This window comes from Silvibacterium sp. (assembly GCF_047605705.1).
In the GTDB taxonomy this organism is placed as follows: Bacteria; Acidobacteriota; Terriglobia; order Terriglobales; family Acidobacteriaceae; genus Silvibacterium.
On the sequence record NZ_JASGFD010000019.1, the window covers coordinates 67,905 to 83,620 of the forward strand.

Genomic DNA, 15,716 nt, shown 5'->3' on the forward strand with positions numbered 1-15,716 from the left:
GTGCCCCACCTCTCGCGTCTGAGAGGTGGGATGCCCTTCACGCCACATCCGGTTCCGCACTCGCTTCGCTCAGGTACTGCCTGGGCGAGCAGCCCCACTGCCGCTTGAACGCCGCGCTAAAGGCGCTCTCCGATTGATAACCCAGCGATGGCGCAATCGAAGAGATTGGCTCCCGTTTTCCCCGCAGGCGATTCGCCGCCAGGGTCATGCGCCACCGAGTGAGATACGCCATCGGCGCTTCTCCCACGGTGCGCCTGAAAGTCTCGGCAAAAGCCGTTCGCGACATGCCAGCGGAGTGCGCAAGCGCCTGCAGCGTCCACGGATGAGCAGGCGCTTCATGCATGCAGGAAAGCGCGCTCCGCATGCGCCGGTCCGCAAGCGCGGAGAGCCAGCCTGCATGCTCTCCCATGCCGCTGGCCAGATGCAGGCGCAGAGCTTCCACCAGCAGCGTGTACGCGGCCTGCTGCGCAATCAGGCTGCCTCCCGGCTGTGGATCGCCGATCTCGCGCTGAATGCGCTCCACCGTCCACCGCATCGATTCCCGATGCGTCTCCTGGTCCAGCATGACGATGAGGGGCAGCACATCCAGCAGAAAACGCGCGTCTCCCTCCAGGTCGAAGTGACAGCCGAGTACAAGAAACTCTTTCCCCGGACTGATCGCGAGGACCCCGTTCTCCTTCTTCACCGTGGCCAGAACTTCGCGCGCGTCCAGCGGCGGCAGCGTGAGATCACTTGCGATCACAAACGACCGCCCATGCGGCAGGATCAGGCAGTTGCCCTCGCGCAGGCGGATAGGCTGCTCCACTCCCTCCACGCGGAGCCAGCACTCCCCCGTCACCACCAGGTAGCACTTCAGCCCCCGGTACGCAGGCAGCTGCAGCGACCAGGAACCGCCCGCGGAGAGCGCGCCCGTCACATAGGCGCGAGGTTTCAGGAGTGTCAGCACATCGGAAAGCGGATCCACGGAACGATTGTACGATTGCGACGAATATCCGGACGCACCAGCATTGAGCGTACACATCCCGGGCGATAAAGTCGGTCTTGAGCACGACTCTACGCGGGGGATGAGGCATGAAAACAATTGTGATTGCAGGCGGAAACAGCGGGGTCGGCCTTCAGGCCGCGCGCCAGATCCTCGGCGAAGGGCACCGCGTGATCCTGCTGGGACGCGACAGCAAAAAGGGTGAGGACGCTCTGGCCTCCTTCGGCGCGGCGCGCAGCCGTGCGGAGTTTTTCCCGGTGGATCTCTCCACCCACGATGGCGTCCGGGCCGCGGCCGGCAAGCTCGCAGAACGAACCGATCGCATCGATGGGCTGATCCATTCCGCAGCCGTATTCGCGACGAAAGACGTCAGGACAGTCGACGGCCTCAATCTCTTTTTCGAGCTGAGCTACCTGAGCCGCTATCACCTCACACAGCTCCTGCTGCCACAGCTTCTTCGTTCCGACCGGCCGCGCGTGGTCATGCTCATCGCCACGCTCAAAGAGGTCCCCAAACTCGACCCCAGGCTCTTCCCGTACTTCGAAGGCTTCCGGTTTCTCACAGCGGTCTATCAGGTCAACGGCGCGTGCATGTATTACGCCGATTACCTGATGAAGAACTATCCGAAGATCTTCGCGGGCTGCGTCACCCCGGGCTTTGTCCGCACGGGCATCTTTCGCGAGGCTCCCTGGTTCCTGAAAGCCTACGTCGCGCTCACTGCCCCCTTTCGGGCGAACAGCGTCGAGACCGCCGCGCACAATGTCGTGGAAGCAGTGCTCCGGGGTGAGGGTTCATCCGCCTACAACTGGAACAAGCCCGGCGACTTCGAACACAGGTTTGCCATCACCGTGGACCCGGCCGTGCAGAGCGCAGTGATGGACGCGTCGCGTGCCGTCACAGGAGCATGAAGCCTTCAAACATGAAAGGCGTGCGCAGCCCTCACTCAAGCCCGAAGCTCATCTGAGCGGGGAGCAGGCAGCCGCGCAGCCGAGATGCATAACAGCGCATGCAGCCCCGCGAACAGCACGAACGCCGCGACAAACGCAGCGGACAGCGTTGCGTGCGACGAACCCGCACCCAGCTTCCACCCGAGAAAGGTCGCGCACACCGTCGTCAGTGTCGGCCCGCCCAGCCTTTGCACGATGTTCATCGACGTCGTTGCCAGCGGCAGGTCTTCCTTCGCCACGGATGTATAGGCGCCGGCAGCCGAAGGCAGCCCCACCGCGCTGAGTCCCGCGCCGCGCAGGAACAGGGCGCAGACGAGCGCCGCAACCGACAGTCCATGTCCTGCGAAGTACACGAACGCCAGCGTGCCCGCCAGCGCGAAGACTGCGCCTGTCACCGCCAGCCGCCGCGTGCCCATGCGCTCCACCAGCGTGCCCATCAGAGGAAAGGTGCAGAGCATGCCCACGCCCATCGGCGCCAGCAACCACCCGGTCGCAGCGGGCGACTCACCGCATCCGCGAATGAGATACACCGGGATCAGCATCTGTCCCGCGAACGCAAGGCCGTTCATCAGGAACTGGTTAGTAGCCGCGACCGAAAACATCCGGCTGCGAAACAGCCGCAGGTCGACGATCGCATGCTTCTGCTTGCGCAGCGCCACGCGAAAGAAGCCCGCAAGCAAAAGCGCCGCCAGCACCAGCGCGATGGCGCCAATGCGCTCGCGGATGTGATCGCATCCGTAAAGGAAAAGCACCAGTCCCGGCGACAACAGCAGAAATCCCGGAAGATCGAAAGAACGCGGCTGCCCCTCTGCGCGCTCACGTGGAAGAAACACGACGGAAAGAAGCAGTCCCAGCGCGCCGAGTGGCAGGTTGATAAAGAAGAGCCAGCGCCACGACGCATGCTGCAGGATCGCCCCGGCCAGCACCGGCCCAAGGATCGGCCCCAGCATGATCGGCACCGTCACATAGCCGAAGACGCGCGCCAGGTTCTCCTTTGGCGTCACCCGCGCTACCATCATCTGCGCCAGCGGAGCCATCAGGCCGCCGCTCATGCCCTGCAGCACGCGGAAGGCGACCAGCGACGACGCCGACCACGCGAATCCGCACAGCGCCGAGGTAAGCGTGAAGCCCGCGAAGCAGACGAGGTACAGGTTGCGCGCGCCGATGCGCTCCACCAGCCAGCCATTGAGCGGCAGCATCAGCGCCAGCGCCAGCAGGTAGCCGCTGATGATCCACTGCATCGCCGAGAGGCTGCTGTGCAGGCTCACCGCAAGGCTTGAAAGCGAGACGTTGACCACCGTCGCATCCATCTGCGCCATCAGCGATCCGAGGATCGCGACCGATGCGACCTTCCAGACCTGAGCCGGGATCGCAGCCGGACTTCGGCCCTTTGCAGCGGACAATGGAGTTCCGGATTCTGCCATGCATCCTTCTATCGCGCAAAAATCGAGGACATCCTCAACTTCTAAAGCCTAGAATATGAGGATGTCCTCGATTTCGTCAAAACCGGCCACACTCCCGGCCAGAAAGACGGCCCGCACCGTAACCCGAAACACGACCCGGACCGTTCCCCAGCAGGAGCGATCCGAGCGCCGCGTCGCTGCCTTTCTCGCCGCCGCCGCCCAGCTCTTTGCAGAGAAGGGCTACGATGCCGTGACGATGACCGAGGTCGCCGCACGCAGCGGCTCATCCATCGGCGCGCTGTATAACTACTTCCCCGACAAGCCGTCGCTCGCCTACACGCTCGCCGTCAGCTACACGCACGATCTCGAGAGCCGGTGGAAACCGATGATCGAGCAGGCCGCAAGCCTCACGCATCGCGAGTTCGCCGAACTCTTCGTCGACATCCTCATCGGCTTCATCGGCGAGTGCCCGGCCTACCTCAGCCTGGTCCTCGCGCCGGTGCGCTTTCGCCGCAATCCCGAGGCGCGCCGGGCCTCGCGCCTCATGCTCTCGAACGCCTTCCGCGCGCGGAACCCCGCGCTCACCGGCGACGAATCCTTTCTCATGGCAAATATCTGCCTCATGCTGCTCCCCGGCATGATGGCGCTCTACGCTGAAGCCGAGCCAAAGGCCAGGCCCGCGGTCGTGCGTGAGTGGAAGAGCCTGCTCGCCGGCTACCTCAAGGCGCATCTCGCCGCGAAGAGCGCGCCCAGCCGGAAGCCCTCCGCAGCACTTCGGTAAACTGAATACACCGCTCACGCGCAGCCGCATGTCCGCAGAAATCATCCTCCAGCCACGCTCCGAAGACGCCGATCTCGCCAGCAAACGCGAACAGCTCGCCGAAGCACGCGCCACGCTGTCCGAACGCGAGTCCGAGCTCGCGCAGCTGCGCACACAGCTCAAGGCATTCGAGAGCCGTTACATGCGGCAGGTAGGCGTGCTCTACGCTGACCTCGACGACATCGAGGCGCGCATTGCTGAACGCGAAGTGGATCTCTACGACTCCGACGCCGCGCGCAGCCGCGCGGAAGAAGCTCGCCAGCGCGCGCAGGAAACGCACGACGCAGCCTTCGGCCACGACGAAGAGCCTCAAGAGATTGAAGCGCCGCCGAACCTGAAGACGCTCTTCCGCGAGGTCGCGCGGCGCATCCATCCCGACTTCGCACGCGACGACGAAGAGCAGCAATACTTCACCCTGCTGATGGCCCGCGCCAACCAGGCCTACGGCCGCGGCGATATCGAAACACTCCAACGCATGCTCGACGACCAGATCGAGATCGGCGCGCCTGTTTCCAGCGACCGCGCCTCCGCCGAGTTCCTCCGCCTCGCGCGCCAGCTGCAGCATGAGCGGCGCGATATCTCCCTGCTCGAAGCCGAGCGCCACACCCTGCTCTCGAGCGAAATCGCGCAGCTCTTTGTCGAGTCCGAAGCCGCCGAGCGCGAGCATCGCGACCTGCTCACCGAGCTCGCCACCGGCCTGCGCGAACAGGTCGAAGAGGCAAAGCGCCGCTTCGAATTCGTCGAACGCCAGATTGCGGCGCAAGGCAGATGATCCGAATGCGCACGGCAGAGAGATGACAGAGAAGAACCAGACCGGCCTCCAGCACGTGCCCACCGGCGCAGCGCTCTCCGTCAGCGGCTCGCGCTCCGGCATCATCGCGCGCGGACGCCGGGACGCCGCCAGCACCGCCGCGAATCCCAACTTCAAACAGGCCGCGGAGGATTACAATGCCGGCGACCTCAGCGCCGCCGCCGCGGGCTTCCGCCTCGCCGCCGAGCAAGGTCATGCCGAGGCGCAGTACATCCTGAGCACCCTCTATGACAGCGGCCAGGGCCTGCCGCAGGATGACGCCGAGGCCGCCTACTGGGAGCGCAAAGCCGCCGAGCAGGGCCACGCCTACGCGCAGGCCAATCTCAGCTTCCGCTATTACTCCGCGCAGGATTTTGCCGAGGCCTTCCTCTGGTGCCAGCGCGCCGCGCACAGCAAGCTCGCCTGGGCGCAGTACAACCTTGGGCTCATGTATCGCAAGGGCGAGGGCGTGGAGGCGAACAACACCGAGGCCGCGCACTGGTATCGCCTGGCCGCCACGCAGGGCTTCGCCGAAGCCCAGCAGAAGCTCGCCGAGCTCTATTACTTCGGCTACGGTGTGCCGCGCAATTACGCGCAGGCCGCGTCGTGGTATCGCAAGGCCGCCGAGCAGGGCAACGCCGAGGCGCAGTTCCAGCTCGGGCACCTCTATGCCATCGGCCAGGGCGTCGATGTCGACTACACGCAGTCCCGCCACTGGACACGCCAGGCCGCGCTGCAGGGCCACGAGCAGGCCGTGCGCGAGCTGAAGCGCCGGCAATACCGCGATCCGTAAACGCAACAGCAAAGCCAAACGCGACCGCAAAGCAAATCGGACAACAGAGCGAGAGCGGGAGAACAGAACACATCCGCCCCGTCTCACGCGCCGTAACAGTACCGGAGAGCATCACGAAACCAGGTAATCTTCGCCTGCGCCGCGTAACCCCAAGCTCTCCGACTCTTTGCTCCTCACCTCACAACCTGCCCCGTCACAGAACACCGCGTACAGGTCTCTTCCTACGTGCAGATCCCATGCGCAACTGACGCATGGACAGAGGATGTACGCATCCACCGTGGCCGCATACGTCCTCCATCGCACAGGGAACCTGCGATACCTCCGTCACCTTCCGGTCCCGCAATCGTCACCGAAAAGGAAGACGCCCCGGAACCACGGCCGCATATCCCGCCGATACATTAGTCATAGCAACATCCAAATCCTGTAACTTATGCGGTGATTGCCTTGGACTTACTTATTTCCCCATTTCTTCACACGCAAGATATCCCTCTGCATGCGATTTCCTTCTATGCGTTGACATAGATCAATCGCGGCTCTGACCTTACCCCAGAAGGTCTCCGGCATTTCCTCGCATGCCCTTGATACACATCAAGAAACTGGCCAATGCCAGGATGAAGCGCTAAGAAAATTCTCATTGCGCGCCGGTCCCACGCGGCTCGATCAAGCAGAAGATATCGCGCAAGATATCCAGATTTTCTGCCGATAGATCCCTGTGTCGCCCAGGCCGGGAATCAATGATCTTGACCGATATCAACGCGTAACTTACCCACGCGTACCAGAATGAGACCGCATGTGACCTTAGATAGGGATTGCCCCCTGTCATAGATAGCGAATAGGTCGCAGGTTGAGTTTTCTTAACGTCAAGGACCCCCAACTGAGTAACTGCCGTGCAGGCAATAAAAGCCACGGCAGCAGGAGGCCTACCCTGAGAACCCCATCTGTTCCGTTGCTATTCGCCACCCTGTCGCTTCTCTCCCCTGCCCTGCTGTGCCAGAACACGGGAAGCGCAACCGCCAGCGCCGAGCATCGCCTGGAGGCATCCAACAACACGCCCAGCCCTGTCTATCCCGATGCGCCCATGCCCGCAGGCTCGGCCGCATCCGCGGCGGCGCCGCCCGCGCCGCAGGAGCAGACAAACCCGCTCCGCTACCAGAGCAGTGTGATCGTCAACGGCTACGATGAGAGCACCAAGCCCGGCGGCGGCACCACCGAATATCACGCGACATCGAAGCAGATCGAGTCCTCCGCCGGCACCTATGGCGATCTCTCGCGCTATCTGCAGTTATTCCCCGGCGTCGTCTTCAACAGCGACGAGAGCGATGACGTGCTGGTGCGCGGCGGCAATCCCATCGAGAACCTCTATCTTCTCGACGGCATCGAGGTGCCGAACATCAACGCCATCGCCACCGAAGGCACCACCGGCGGCCTTGTCTCGATGATCGACAGCTCGGCCATCAATAACATCGATTTCCAGACCGGAGGTTATGACGCAAGTTACGAAGAGCGCCTCTCCTCGGTCGTCTCCATTCACTCGCGCGAGCTGGCCAACCGCCAGCCCTACAACGCCTTCGACGCCGGCTTCGTCGGCGCGGGCTTCATCAGCGAGCGTCCCTTCCGCGATGACGGCTCCATCCTCTTCACCGCACACCGCAGCCTGCTGAACCTGTTCACCAATAACATCGGCCTCGACGGCGTTCCGATTTATACCAATGCGCTGACCCGCGCCGAGTGGAACCCCAGCCCCTCCGATAACATCTCGATCGATAACCTCACCGGCGTAGACTCCATTAACATCACGCCCGACCGTCTCGATCCTTATGAAACAAATCTCATCAACACGCAGTACAGCGGCTGGCGTTACACCACCGGCATCCGCTGGCGGCACATGTACTCGCCCAGCAGCTTCGGTATCTGGACGCTGAGCGACTCCGAGCAGAAGCAGTACATCAACCAGCAGGACCAGTTTTTCGACACCATCAACGGCCCCGGCACCAGCACCCCCATCCCCGTCTACGCCGAAGCCACCGGCGACAGCATGACCAACCTGCGCTATGACGGCTATCTCTCGCTCACGCCGGGATGGACGCTCTCCTTCGGCCTCTCCGGCCATCTCTACCGCATCAACTACAACGTCGCCCAGCCCTATGGCGAGCAGTCGCCGCTCAGCACCGATCCCACGCGCTCCGACGCGACCTCGTTCTATCCGCACTTCTGGACCGGCGAAACCGGCTACTACACGCAGCTCGGCAAAACCATCGGCAAGTGGACCTTCGACGGCGGCGGCCGCGTGCAGCAGTTCGCCTACGGAAGCCACGTAACCGTGACCCCCCGCGCCGGCATCAGCTATCAGGTGAATGACCGCGTGGCCCTGCACACCGGCTTCGCCGAGTACCGCCAGCTGCCGCCGTTTCTCGAGCTCACCGCCTATGAGCAGAACAACAGCCTCGAGCCCATCAAGGTGACGCACTACACCGCCGGCGTGCGGATGAACGTCGCCCGCGGCATCGGGCTGAACCTCGAGGTCTACCGCAAGCAGTACAGCGCCTATCCGGTATCCTCCGAGTACCCGACGCTGTCGATGGCCAACATGGTCGACACGCTCGGGCAGGAATTCATCTGGATTCCCTTCGTGAGCGCCGGCCAGGGCTACGCCAACGGTGTCGAGCTCTCGACGATCATGCACTTCGGCTCCCGCCTGGAGATGCAGGCCAACGCTTCCCTCGCCCGCAACGCCTTCACCGGGCTCGACGGCGTCTACAAGCCCGGCAACTTCGATTACCCCCTGGTGCTGAACAGCGCCGGCCAGTACCAGATCACCCGCAAATACGGCTTTTCCTGGCGATACGAGTACACCACCGGCCGGCCCTACACGCCTTTCAACACGGCGCTGTCCGTCGCACAGGACCGCCCGATCTACGACCTCACCCAGGTGAATGCCCTGCGCGGCCCCTTTTACAGCCGCCTCGACTTCCGGGCAAACCGCGTCTTCAACTTCGGCTCGAAGCAGCTCAGTCTTTACGGCGGCCTCGAGAACGCGCTCGACCGGCAGAACTTTCTCGGACTCGCCTGGATGCCCAAGGAGCTCTATGCGCACTCCTGCGACAAGGACCCCTCGGGCTGCATCTCCACCCAGAACCAGATGGGCCTCTTTCCGGATTTCGGGACCATCTTCACCTTCTAACCAGCGCCCCGCACCTCCGAAGCCACCCTCCGGGCAGCCCTCCGCTGCCCGGCTCAACCCCTTGCGCTTCCCCGGATGAGAAAATACCCTTAGAGGTTTTGCAGGTCTCATCCATGCTGAAAGTCATCTCGACGCACGTTTTCCTCCGCAATCGCCTCCACCCCGGGCTCCTGGAATCGCTGCAGAAATCCGGTGCGCAGGGGGTGGAGCTGTTTGCCGCCCGCCAGCACTTCGACTACAGCGACCGCCACGCGGTGCGCGACCTGGCAGGCTGGTTCCGCTCCAACCCGCTCGAAGCCTTCTCCATGCACGCCCCGCTCTACCCGGACTATGAGATGGGCCGCGCCGGCGCCCCGGCGGTCAACGTCATCCATCCCGACAAGGCCCGCCGCATCGATTCGATGGACGAGATCAAGCGCGCCCTCGAAGCCGCCGAGCAGATTCCCTTCCGCTTCCTCAACCTGCACCTGGGTGAGCGCGAGGACGGATGGAGTCCCCGCGCGCTTGAGTACTCGCTCACCGCGCTCGAGCACCTGCGCGCCTTCGCCAACCCGCTCGGCGTCAAGCTGCTGGTCGAGAACCTGCAGAGCGAAGTCACCCGCCCCGAACACCTCCTCGAGATCCTGACCATCGGCCACTTCGCGGATATCGGCGTCTGCCTCGACACCGGCCACGCGCACCTCGGCGAAGGCCTCGCGTCCACGCTCGAAACCCTCAAGCCGCGCATCCGCTCCGCCCACATCCACGACAACCACGGGCAGAGGGACGAGCACCTGTGGCCCGGCGACGGCACCCTCAACTGGGACGAGACCTACAACGGCCTCAAGTCCGCACCGCAATCCCCGGCCGGCGTGCTCGAAATCCACCACGCGCTCGAGGAAACACCGGAAACCATCGCGCAGAAGGCCGCCAAAGCCTTCGAGAACTTTTAGAAATTTGACGGTGGCCCATTCAAGCCGCGCCCTTTGCGGCTTGAGTGGGGAAGCACGAAAAGCTATCAGCACAAACCCGGGTGCCCCACGTCTCGATTCTGAGACGTGGGTGAGCACGAACCCGACACCGGGCCGCATCGCACGAACAGAAACAAGATCAGGAAACCCGCATGACCGAACCGACAAACTCCGTACCCGCGCCCTTCACCACCATCGCCAAGATCGGCGACTTTGAAGGACAGACCGTGCTGCTGCGCGGCTGGCTCTACAACCTCCGCGAGAGCGGCAAGCTGCTCTTCCCCATCTTCCGCGACGGCTCGGGAACCATCCAGGGCATCGTGCCCAAGGCCGCCGTCACGCCCGAGGTCTTCGACGCCATCAAGGGCCTCACGCAGGAGTCCTCGGTCACCGTCACCGGCAAGGTCCGCGCCGACAAGCGCGCCCCCGGCGGTTATGAGCTCGATGTCGAAAACGTCGAGGTCATCCAGCGCGTGCCTGAAGAGTCGCCCTTCCCCATCTCGCTCAAGGAGCACGGCACCGACTTCCTGATGGAGAACCGGCATCTCTGGATCCGCACCCCCCGCCAGGCCGCCATCCTCCGCATCCGCGCCGAGATCATCAAGGCAGCCCGCGACTTCTTCGACGACCGCGGCTTCACGCTCACCGATCCGCCGATCCTCACCCCCGCGGCCTGCGAAGGCACCAGCACGCTCTTCCCGGTTGAGTATTTCGGCGACGAAGCCTACCTCACGCAGTCCGGCCAGCTCTACATTGAGAGCACCGCGCTCGCGCTCGGCAAGGTCTACTCCTTCGGCCCCACCTTCCGCGCCGAAAAGTCGAAGACCCGCCGCCACCTCACCGAGTTCTGGATGGTCGAGCCCGAAGTCGCCTACTGCGATCTCGCCCAGCTCATGGAGCTCGCCGAGCAGTTCCTCAGCTTCATCGTCGACCGCGTCCTCTCGCGCCGCGCCGCCGATCTCAAGACCATCCAGCGCGATACCGCCAAGCTCGAAGCCATCAAGGCGCCCTTCCCGCGCCTCAGCTACGACGAAGCCGTGGCCATGCTCAACGACGCGCACGCCAAGGGTCTGCTCGAGCACCCGTTCGAGTACGGCAACGACTTCGGCTCGCCCGACGAAACCTACATCTCCTCGCAGTTCGACCGCCCGGTGATGGTGCATCGCTACCCCGCCGCGGTGAAGGCCTTTTACATGGAGCCCGATCCCGAGAACGCCAAGTACGCGCTCTGCGTCGATGTGCTCGCGCCCGAGGGCTACGGCGAAATCATCGGCGGCTCGCAGCGTATCGCCTCCTATGACCTGCTCAAGCAGCGCATCGAGGAGCACGGCCTCCCGCTCGAATCCTTCCAGTGGTATCTCGACCTGCGCCGCTACGGATCGGTCCCCCACTCCGGCTTCGGCATGGGCATCGAGCGCGCCGTCGCGTGGATCTGCGGCCTCGACCACGTAAGAGAGACCATCCCCTTCGCCCGCACGCTGAACCGCATCTACCCATAACTGCTGCGCGGACTGGCCGTCCGAGGCCTTTTGCCTTCGGCCTCCGCTCCCGCTGGTCGCGTTGCAGGGCTTACGAGAAGTTGGAATAAGGTTGTCATTCCGACCGAAGCGTAGCGAAGTGGAGGAACCTGCAGTTCTCTCAACAGGCATGCAGCCCGGGTGGGCTCACACAAACCAGCTTTCAACAGGGCACAAAAGGGGAAAGGGCACGGCTTCAGCCGTGCCCTTTGTCTTTCCAAAAACAAAAGATCTGTCATTCCGACCGAAGTGGAGGAACCTGCGGTTCTCTCGACACGCGAGGAGCCCGAACCCGTACTCAACAGAGACCGGGTGCCCCACGTCTCGATTCTGAGACGTGGGAACTATCCGCCTCCATCTCCACACGACCAAGGGCCGAAAGCGAACGCCCGTACAGTCAGCCCCGCTCCCCTTGCCAGGGCTGGCGATCCCGTGCTCTGCTGGCAGGTCGGCTCCGGCACGTATCGGGAGCCGCCGGAAAGCACACCATGTCCCGCACGAGCCCGTATGTTCCCGAATCCGCCAGCCTGCACGGCGGCATCCAGTCCCTCCCCACACGCCCCATCCACATCCTCGGAGTACCACTCGATCTCGGCGCCTCCCGTCGCGGCGTCGACATGGGGCCATCGGCGCTGCGCGTCGCCGGACTCGAAGCGCGCCTCGAAGCACTCGGCCACGACGTCACCGACGCAGGTGACGTGCCTGTGCCCATCGCCGAAACCCGCCATCTCGGCGAGACCAACGCCCGCTACCTCGCCGAGATCACCGAGACCTGCACCCGGCTGGCGGAAATGGTGGAGCAGGCGCTCGAGGCCGGCGCAACCCCGCTGGTCCTCGGCGGCGATCACTCCGTAGCAGCCGGAACGGTCGCCGGCGTCTCGGCCTTTTATCGGAAGCGCCAGCAGAAGATCGGTCTCATCTGGATCGACGCACACTCGGACATCAACACTCCTGCCACTTCGCCCAGCGGCAACGTGCACGGCATGCCGGTGGCCGCGCTGCTGGGCCTCGGGCCGGACGCGCTCGCGGAGATCGCCGGCTTCACGCCGAAGATCGCACCCGAGAACACGGTGCTGGTGGGCGTGCGCGACATCGACGCAACCGAGAAGGAAAACATCCGCCGCGCCGGCATCTCCGAGGTCTACACGATGCGCGACATCGACGAGCGCGGCATGCGCGCCGTGATGGAAGAGGCTCTCCGCGCCGCCGGACGAGGCACCGCCGGCTACCACGTCTCGCTCGACATGGACTGGGTCGACCCCGAAGACGCCCCGGGAGTAGGCACGCCGGTGCGCGGCGGAGCGACCTATCGCGAAGCCCACCTGGCGATGGAGATATTAGCCGACCACGGCCGCCTCCTCAGCTTCGAGTTAGTCGAAGTCAATCCGGTGTTAGACGAACGCAACCGCACTGCGGATTTGGCTGTGGAGCTGATCTCGTCGGCGTTTGGGAAGAAGATTTTGTAAAGCCAAACATCTTTCAAGTCAGAAAAGCACTGTCATTCCGACCGAAGCGAAGCGCAGTGGAGGAACCCGCAGTTCATCTCAAACCAGCGAGAATGAGGGTGCCCCATCCAAGCTCCGCTTGGGTGGGAGAGCACAAACCCTCACACCTCCGCATCGAAATCCTGCTCCCCCATTCAAGCCAACATCAGGCTTGCATGGGCCACCTGAGTCATCCCACGTCTCAGAAGCGAGACGTGGGGCACCCGGCACATTTTCCACACTGGACCAACTGCAAGAGCTGCCCTATGCTGTCGCTACCCATGAGCCTCGCGATTGTTCCGCTCCTGCTTTCCCTCGCCGTTAAATCTCAGATGGCAGACGCAATCAATCGCTCTTGCGCCGAGTCGAGTACATCCACTTCCTATGTTGAAGTGCACGGCAGGCTGGCGATTTATAACGGCGGCTATCCGAACTTTCGTCTCTGGCAGATTGGCACCCATCACCTCTTCGGTATTTACGGCGGCCCAGCCGATTTCCAATGCATCCGCAGTTTCAAATGTGGCGGAGAGGAAGAAACGAATCTGCCCGATAGCGTCACCCGGCTATTTGACGCTCCAAACTCGTTTACCGTAGAGGTCTTTGGCGACTTCAACATCAGGCTTCTTGAACCATTCAAGCAGGAGCACATGCAAGCCGCTTGCATCGTTAGTGCCCGAAATCTGGTGCGTCAAAAGAAGGACTAGCACCCGAACTCGGCCAGGAAGAACACTATCCCTGTTTACTCCCCAAAGACCGCGCCGAAGGCACAACCGCTTAGACGACCAGTCCCTACTACACTAAACACGGAATGAAAAAACTCCGCGTAGGCGTTCTCTTCGGTGGCCGCAGCGGCGAGCATGAGGTCTCGCTGCTCTCCGCCGCCTCGGTCCTTAAGGCCATCAACCGTAAAAAGTATGAAGTGGTGCCCATCGGCATCACCAAGGCAGGCCGCTGGGTCACTGCGTCCGACGCCGAGCGCCTGCTCAACGGCGAAGCCTCGACCCCAGAAAAACAACTCCGCGCAGGCGATCCCGAAACCACCTCCGCAGCGGCCGTGCTCGCGCGCGGTGAGTCGGTCATCGTGCCGCCGGTGCCTTCGGGCAACAGAACCGGCGCACTCGTCCCCTTCGAGACGAAAGCATCTGGTCTCGAGATGCAGGCCGCCGCGGCCTCCGGCTCCGTCCTCAATCTCGACGTGATCCTGCCCGTCCTGCACGGGACGTTTGGCGAAGATGGAACCATCCAGGGCCTCTTCGAGTTGGCCGACATCGCCTATGTCGGTTCAGGCGTACTCGGCTCCGCCGCCGGCATGGACAAGGGCGTGATGAAGAAGCTCTTCGCCGCGGCGAAGCTGCCCATGGTCAAGCACGTCAGCTTCCTGCGCGCCGACTGGGAGACAAAGCCGAAGAAGGTCGTCGCGCAGGTTGAGGCCGCGCTCAAGTACCCGCTCTTCGTCAAGCCCGCGAACCTCGGCTCGTCGGTCGGCATCAGCAAAGTGCATGACCGCAAGGAGCTCGCCCCGGCCATCGATCTCGCCGCCAGCTTCGACCGCAAGATCGTCATCGAGCAGGGTGTCGGCGGCAAGCGCGGCAAAGCCCGCGAGCTCGAAGTCGCCGTCCTCGGCAACGACAACCCCGAGGCCTCGGTCGTCGGCGAAATCGTGCCCGGCAAGGAGTTCTACGACTACGAGGCCAAGTACCTCGCCGAAGGCTCCTACCCGGTGATCCCCGCGAAGATCAGCAAGGCGCAGGCGAAGCAGATCCGCGAGATGGCTATCGCCGCGTTCCGCGCCTGCGATTGCGCCGGGCTCGCCCGCGTCGACTTCCTCATGGACCCGCTGACCTCGAAGACCCCGAAGATCTACCTCAACGAGATCAACACATTGCCGGGCTTTACGAACATCAGCATGTATCCCAAGCTGTGGGACGCCTCCGGCGTGAAATACCCCGAGCTGATCGACCGCTTGATCCAGCTCGCGCTCGAACGCCGCGCTGAAAAGGAACGCAACCAGTACAGCCGGTGAGGCAGCTCTTAGCTCCTAGCTTCTAGCTCTTGGCCTCTAGCGAAAAACAAACCGGGTGCCCCACGTCTCGCCTCTGAGACGTGGGACGGAAAATCTGTCATTCCGACCGAAGTGGAGGACCCCGCAGTTCTTCCGAAACAAGCACGGCCATCGGACCGCCGCCGAAGGAAGCGCCACGCGAAGCAATCCCACCCCACGCGAAACAGCGGTCAATCCCGGGAACCAACCATTCCCAACCGGTGTCAGAATAGAAAGGACTATGCGGAAGAGCCGCTTTCCGCATCTGGATAAAGGAAGAGTGCTGAAAGGACCACGATGACCCTGCTCGACGCCCCCGCCTACGACGCCCGGAAGGCGAGGCTGATCCGCAACACCATCCTGACCGCCGTGATCGCCATCGTCGTGCTCGGCGTAAGCGGCTTCCTGCTGCGCCACTGGCCCGCCGAGCACCGGCTCAACACCTTCTTCGCCGCCGTCGAGTCGCAGGACCTGAAGAAGGCCTTTGCCATCTGGAACAACGATCCCAACTGGGAGCAGCATCCGCAGCAGTACAAGGATTACAACTTCGCCACCTTCTCCAAGGACTGGGGCCCGGCCAGCGATTACGGCGTCATCCGCTCGCACACCATCCTGATGACCACCACGGTCGGCAACGGCACCGTAATGGGCGTGGACATCAACGGCGGCAAGACCCCGATCTTCCTCCGCGTCGACGACAAGAACAAGACCGTAGGCTTCTCGCCGGTCGAACTCTACACCGGCCCGTAAGGCAGCTTCTAGCTTCTAGCTTCTAGCTTCTAGCTTCTAGCTTCTAGCTTCTAGCTTC

The 15,716-nt window shown here is 63.2% G+C and carries 13 protein-coding genes; 11 read left to right on the plus strand and 2 right to left on the minus strand.

The annotated features are described in order from the left end of the window. Positions 1-37: 37 nt before the first annotated feature. On the minus strand, positions 38-1,021 hold the full coding sequence (locus QM649_RS09125; RefSeq protein ID WP_415198722.1) for an AraC family transcriptional regulator: 984 nt from the start codon (positions 1,019-1,021) through the stop codon (positions 38-40). 50 nt (positions 1,022-1,071) lie between these two features. On the opposite strand from QM649_RS09125, the gene QM649_RS09130 reads away from it, so the two are divergent. Continuing rightward, complete coding sequence (locus QM649_RS09130; RefSeq protein ID WP_415198723.1) at positions 1,072-1,890, plus strand: SDR family NAD(P)-dependent oxidoreductase; 819 nt, start codon at positions 1,072-1,074, stop codon at positions 1,888-1,890. Between the two features lie 35 nt (positions 1,891-1,925). Here QM649_RS09130 and QM649_RS09135 read toward each other — a convergent pair whose 3' ends face one another. Continuing rightward, a complete protein-coding gene (locus QM649_RS09135) occupies positions 1,926-3,353 on the minus strand; it encodes a DHA2 family efflux MFS transporter permease subunit (protein WP_415198724.1) in 1,428 nt (475 codons plus the stop codon). A gap of 61 nt (positions 3,354-3,414) precedes the next feature. Here QM649_RS09135 and QM649_RS09140 point away from each other — a divergent pair, with 61 nt between their 5' ends. From QM649_RS09140 to QM649_RS09185, 10 genes are all read left to right on the plus strand, one after another. Next, entirely contained in the window at positions 3,415-4,113 is a 699-nt protein-coding gene (locus QM649_RS09140) for a TetR/AcrR family transcriptional regulator (protein WP_415198725.1), read from the plus strand. Between the two features lie 28 nt (positions 4,114-4,141). After that, complete coding sequence (locus tag QM649_RS09145; protein WP_415198726.1) at positions 4,142-4,924, plus strand: hypothetical protein; 783 nt, start codon at positions 4,142-4,144, stop codon at positions 4,922-4,924. 22 nt (positions 4,925-4,946) lie between these two features. Beyond that, positions 4,947-5,735 (plus strand): tetratricopeptide repeat protein, encoded by a 789-nt coding sequence (locus tag QM649_RS09150; protein ID WP_415198727.1) that lies wholly within the window; start codon positions 4,947-4,949, stop codon positions 5,733-5,735. Positions 5,736-6,681: 946 nt separating this feature from the next. Beyond that, positions 6,682-8,916, plus strand: coding sequence for a TonB-dependent receptor plug domain-containing protein (locus QM649_RS09155; protein ID WP_415198728.1), 2,235 nt, complete (start codon positions 6,682-6,684; stop codon positions 8,914-8,916). A gap of 113 nt (positions 8,917-9,029) precedes the next feature. Then, positions 9,030-9,848, plus strand: coding sequence for a sugar phosphate isomerase/epimerase family protein (locus tag QM649_RS09160; RefSeq protein WP_415198729.1), 819 nt, complete (start codon positions 9,030-9,032; stop codon positions 9,846-9,848). Positions 9,849-10,018: 170 nt separating this feature from the next. Further along, entirely contained in the window at positions 10,019-11,365 is a 1,347-nt protein-coding gene (gene asnS, locus QM649_RS09165) for an asparagine--tRNA ligase (protein ID WP_415198730.1), read from the plus strand. A 506-nt stretch (positions 11,366-11,871) separates the two neighbouring features. Beyond that, positions 11,872-12,849, plus strand: coding sequence for an arginase (gene rocF / locus QM649_RS09170; RefSeq protein ID WP_415198731.1), 978 nt, complete (start codon positions 11,872-11,874; stop codon positions 12,847-12,849). Positions 12,850-13,133: 284 nt separating this feature from the next. Further along, positions 13,134-13,571 carry a hypothetical protein gene (locus QM649_RS09175; RefSeq protein ID WP_415198732.1) on the plus strand — a complete coding sequence of 146 codons (438 nt, stop codon included), beginning with the start codon at positions 13,134-13,136 and terminating at the stop codon, positions 13,569-13,571. Between the two features lie 104 nt (positions 13,572-13,675). Further along, positions 13,676-14,890, plus strand: coding sequence for a D-alanine--D-alanine ligase family protein (locus QM649_RS09180; protein WP_415198733.1), 1,215 nt, complete (start codon positions 13,676-13,678; stop codon positions 14,888-14,890). Positions 14,891-15,205: 315 nt separating this feature from the next. Further along, a complete protein-coding gene (locus QM649_RS09185; RefSeq protein ID WP_415198734.1) occupies positions 15,206-15,658 on the plus strand; it encodes a hypothetical protein in 453 nt (150 codons plus the stop codon). Positions 15,659-15,716 lie beyond the last annotated feature (58 nt).

Coding starts and splice junctions, on each gene's coding strand:
- QM649_RS09125 (WP_415198722.1), bottom strand. CDS start 1,021: ATGTGTACGCTCAATGCTGGTGCGTCCGGATATTCGTCGCAATCGTAC.
- QM649_RS09130 (WP_415198723.1), top strand. CDS start 1,072: ATGAAAACAATTGTGATTGCAGGCGGAAACAGCGGGGTCGGCCTTCAG.
- QM649_RS09135 (WP_415198724.1), bottom strand. CDS start 3,353: ATGGCAGAATCCGGAACTCCATTGTCCGCTGCAAAGGGCCGAAGTCCG.
- QM649_RS09140 (WP_415198725.1), top strand. CDS start 3,415: ATGTCCTCGATTTCGTCAAAACCGGCCACACTCCCGGCCAGAAAGACG.
- QM649_RS09145 (WP_415198726.1), top strand. CDS start 4,142: ATGTCCGCAGAAATCATCCTCCAGCCACGCTCCGAAGACGCCGATCTC.
- QM649_RS09150 (WP_415198727.1), top strand. CDS start 4,947: ATGACAGAGAAGAACCAGACCGGCCTCCAGCACGTGCCCACCGGCGCA.
- QM649_RS09160 (WP_415198729.1), top strand. CDS start 9,030: ATGCTGAAAGTCATCTCGACGCACGTTTTCCTCCGCAATCGCCTCCAC.
- asnS (WP_415198730.1), top strand. CDS start 10,019: ATGACCGAACCGACAAACTCCGTACCCGCGCCCTTCACCACCATCGCC.
- rocF (WP_415198731.1), top strand. CDS start 11,872: ATGTCCCGCACGAGCCCGTATGTTCCCGAATCCGCCAGCCTGCACGGC.
- QM649_RS09175 (WP_415198732.1), top strand. CDS start 13,134: ATGCTGTCGCTACCCATGAGCCTCGCGATTGTTCCGCTCCTGCTTTCC.
- QM649_RS09180 (WP_415198733.1), top strand. CDS start 13,676: ATGAAAAAACTCCGCGTAGGCGTTCTCTTCGGTGGCCGCAGCGGCGAG.
- QM649_RS09185 (WP_415198734.1), top strand. CDS start 15,206: ATGACCCTGCTCGACGCCCCCGCCTACGACGCCCGGAAGGCGAGGCTG.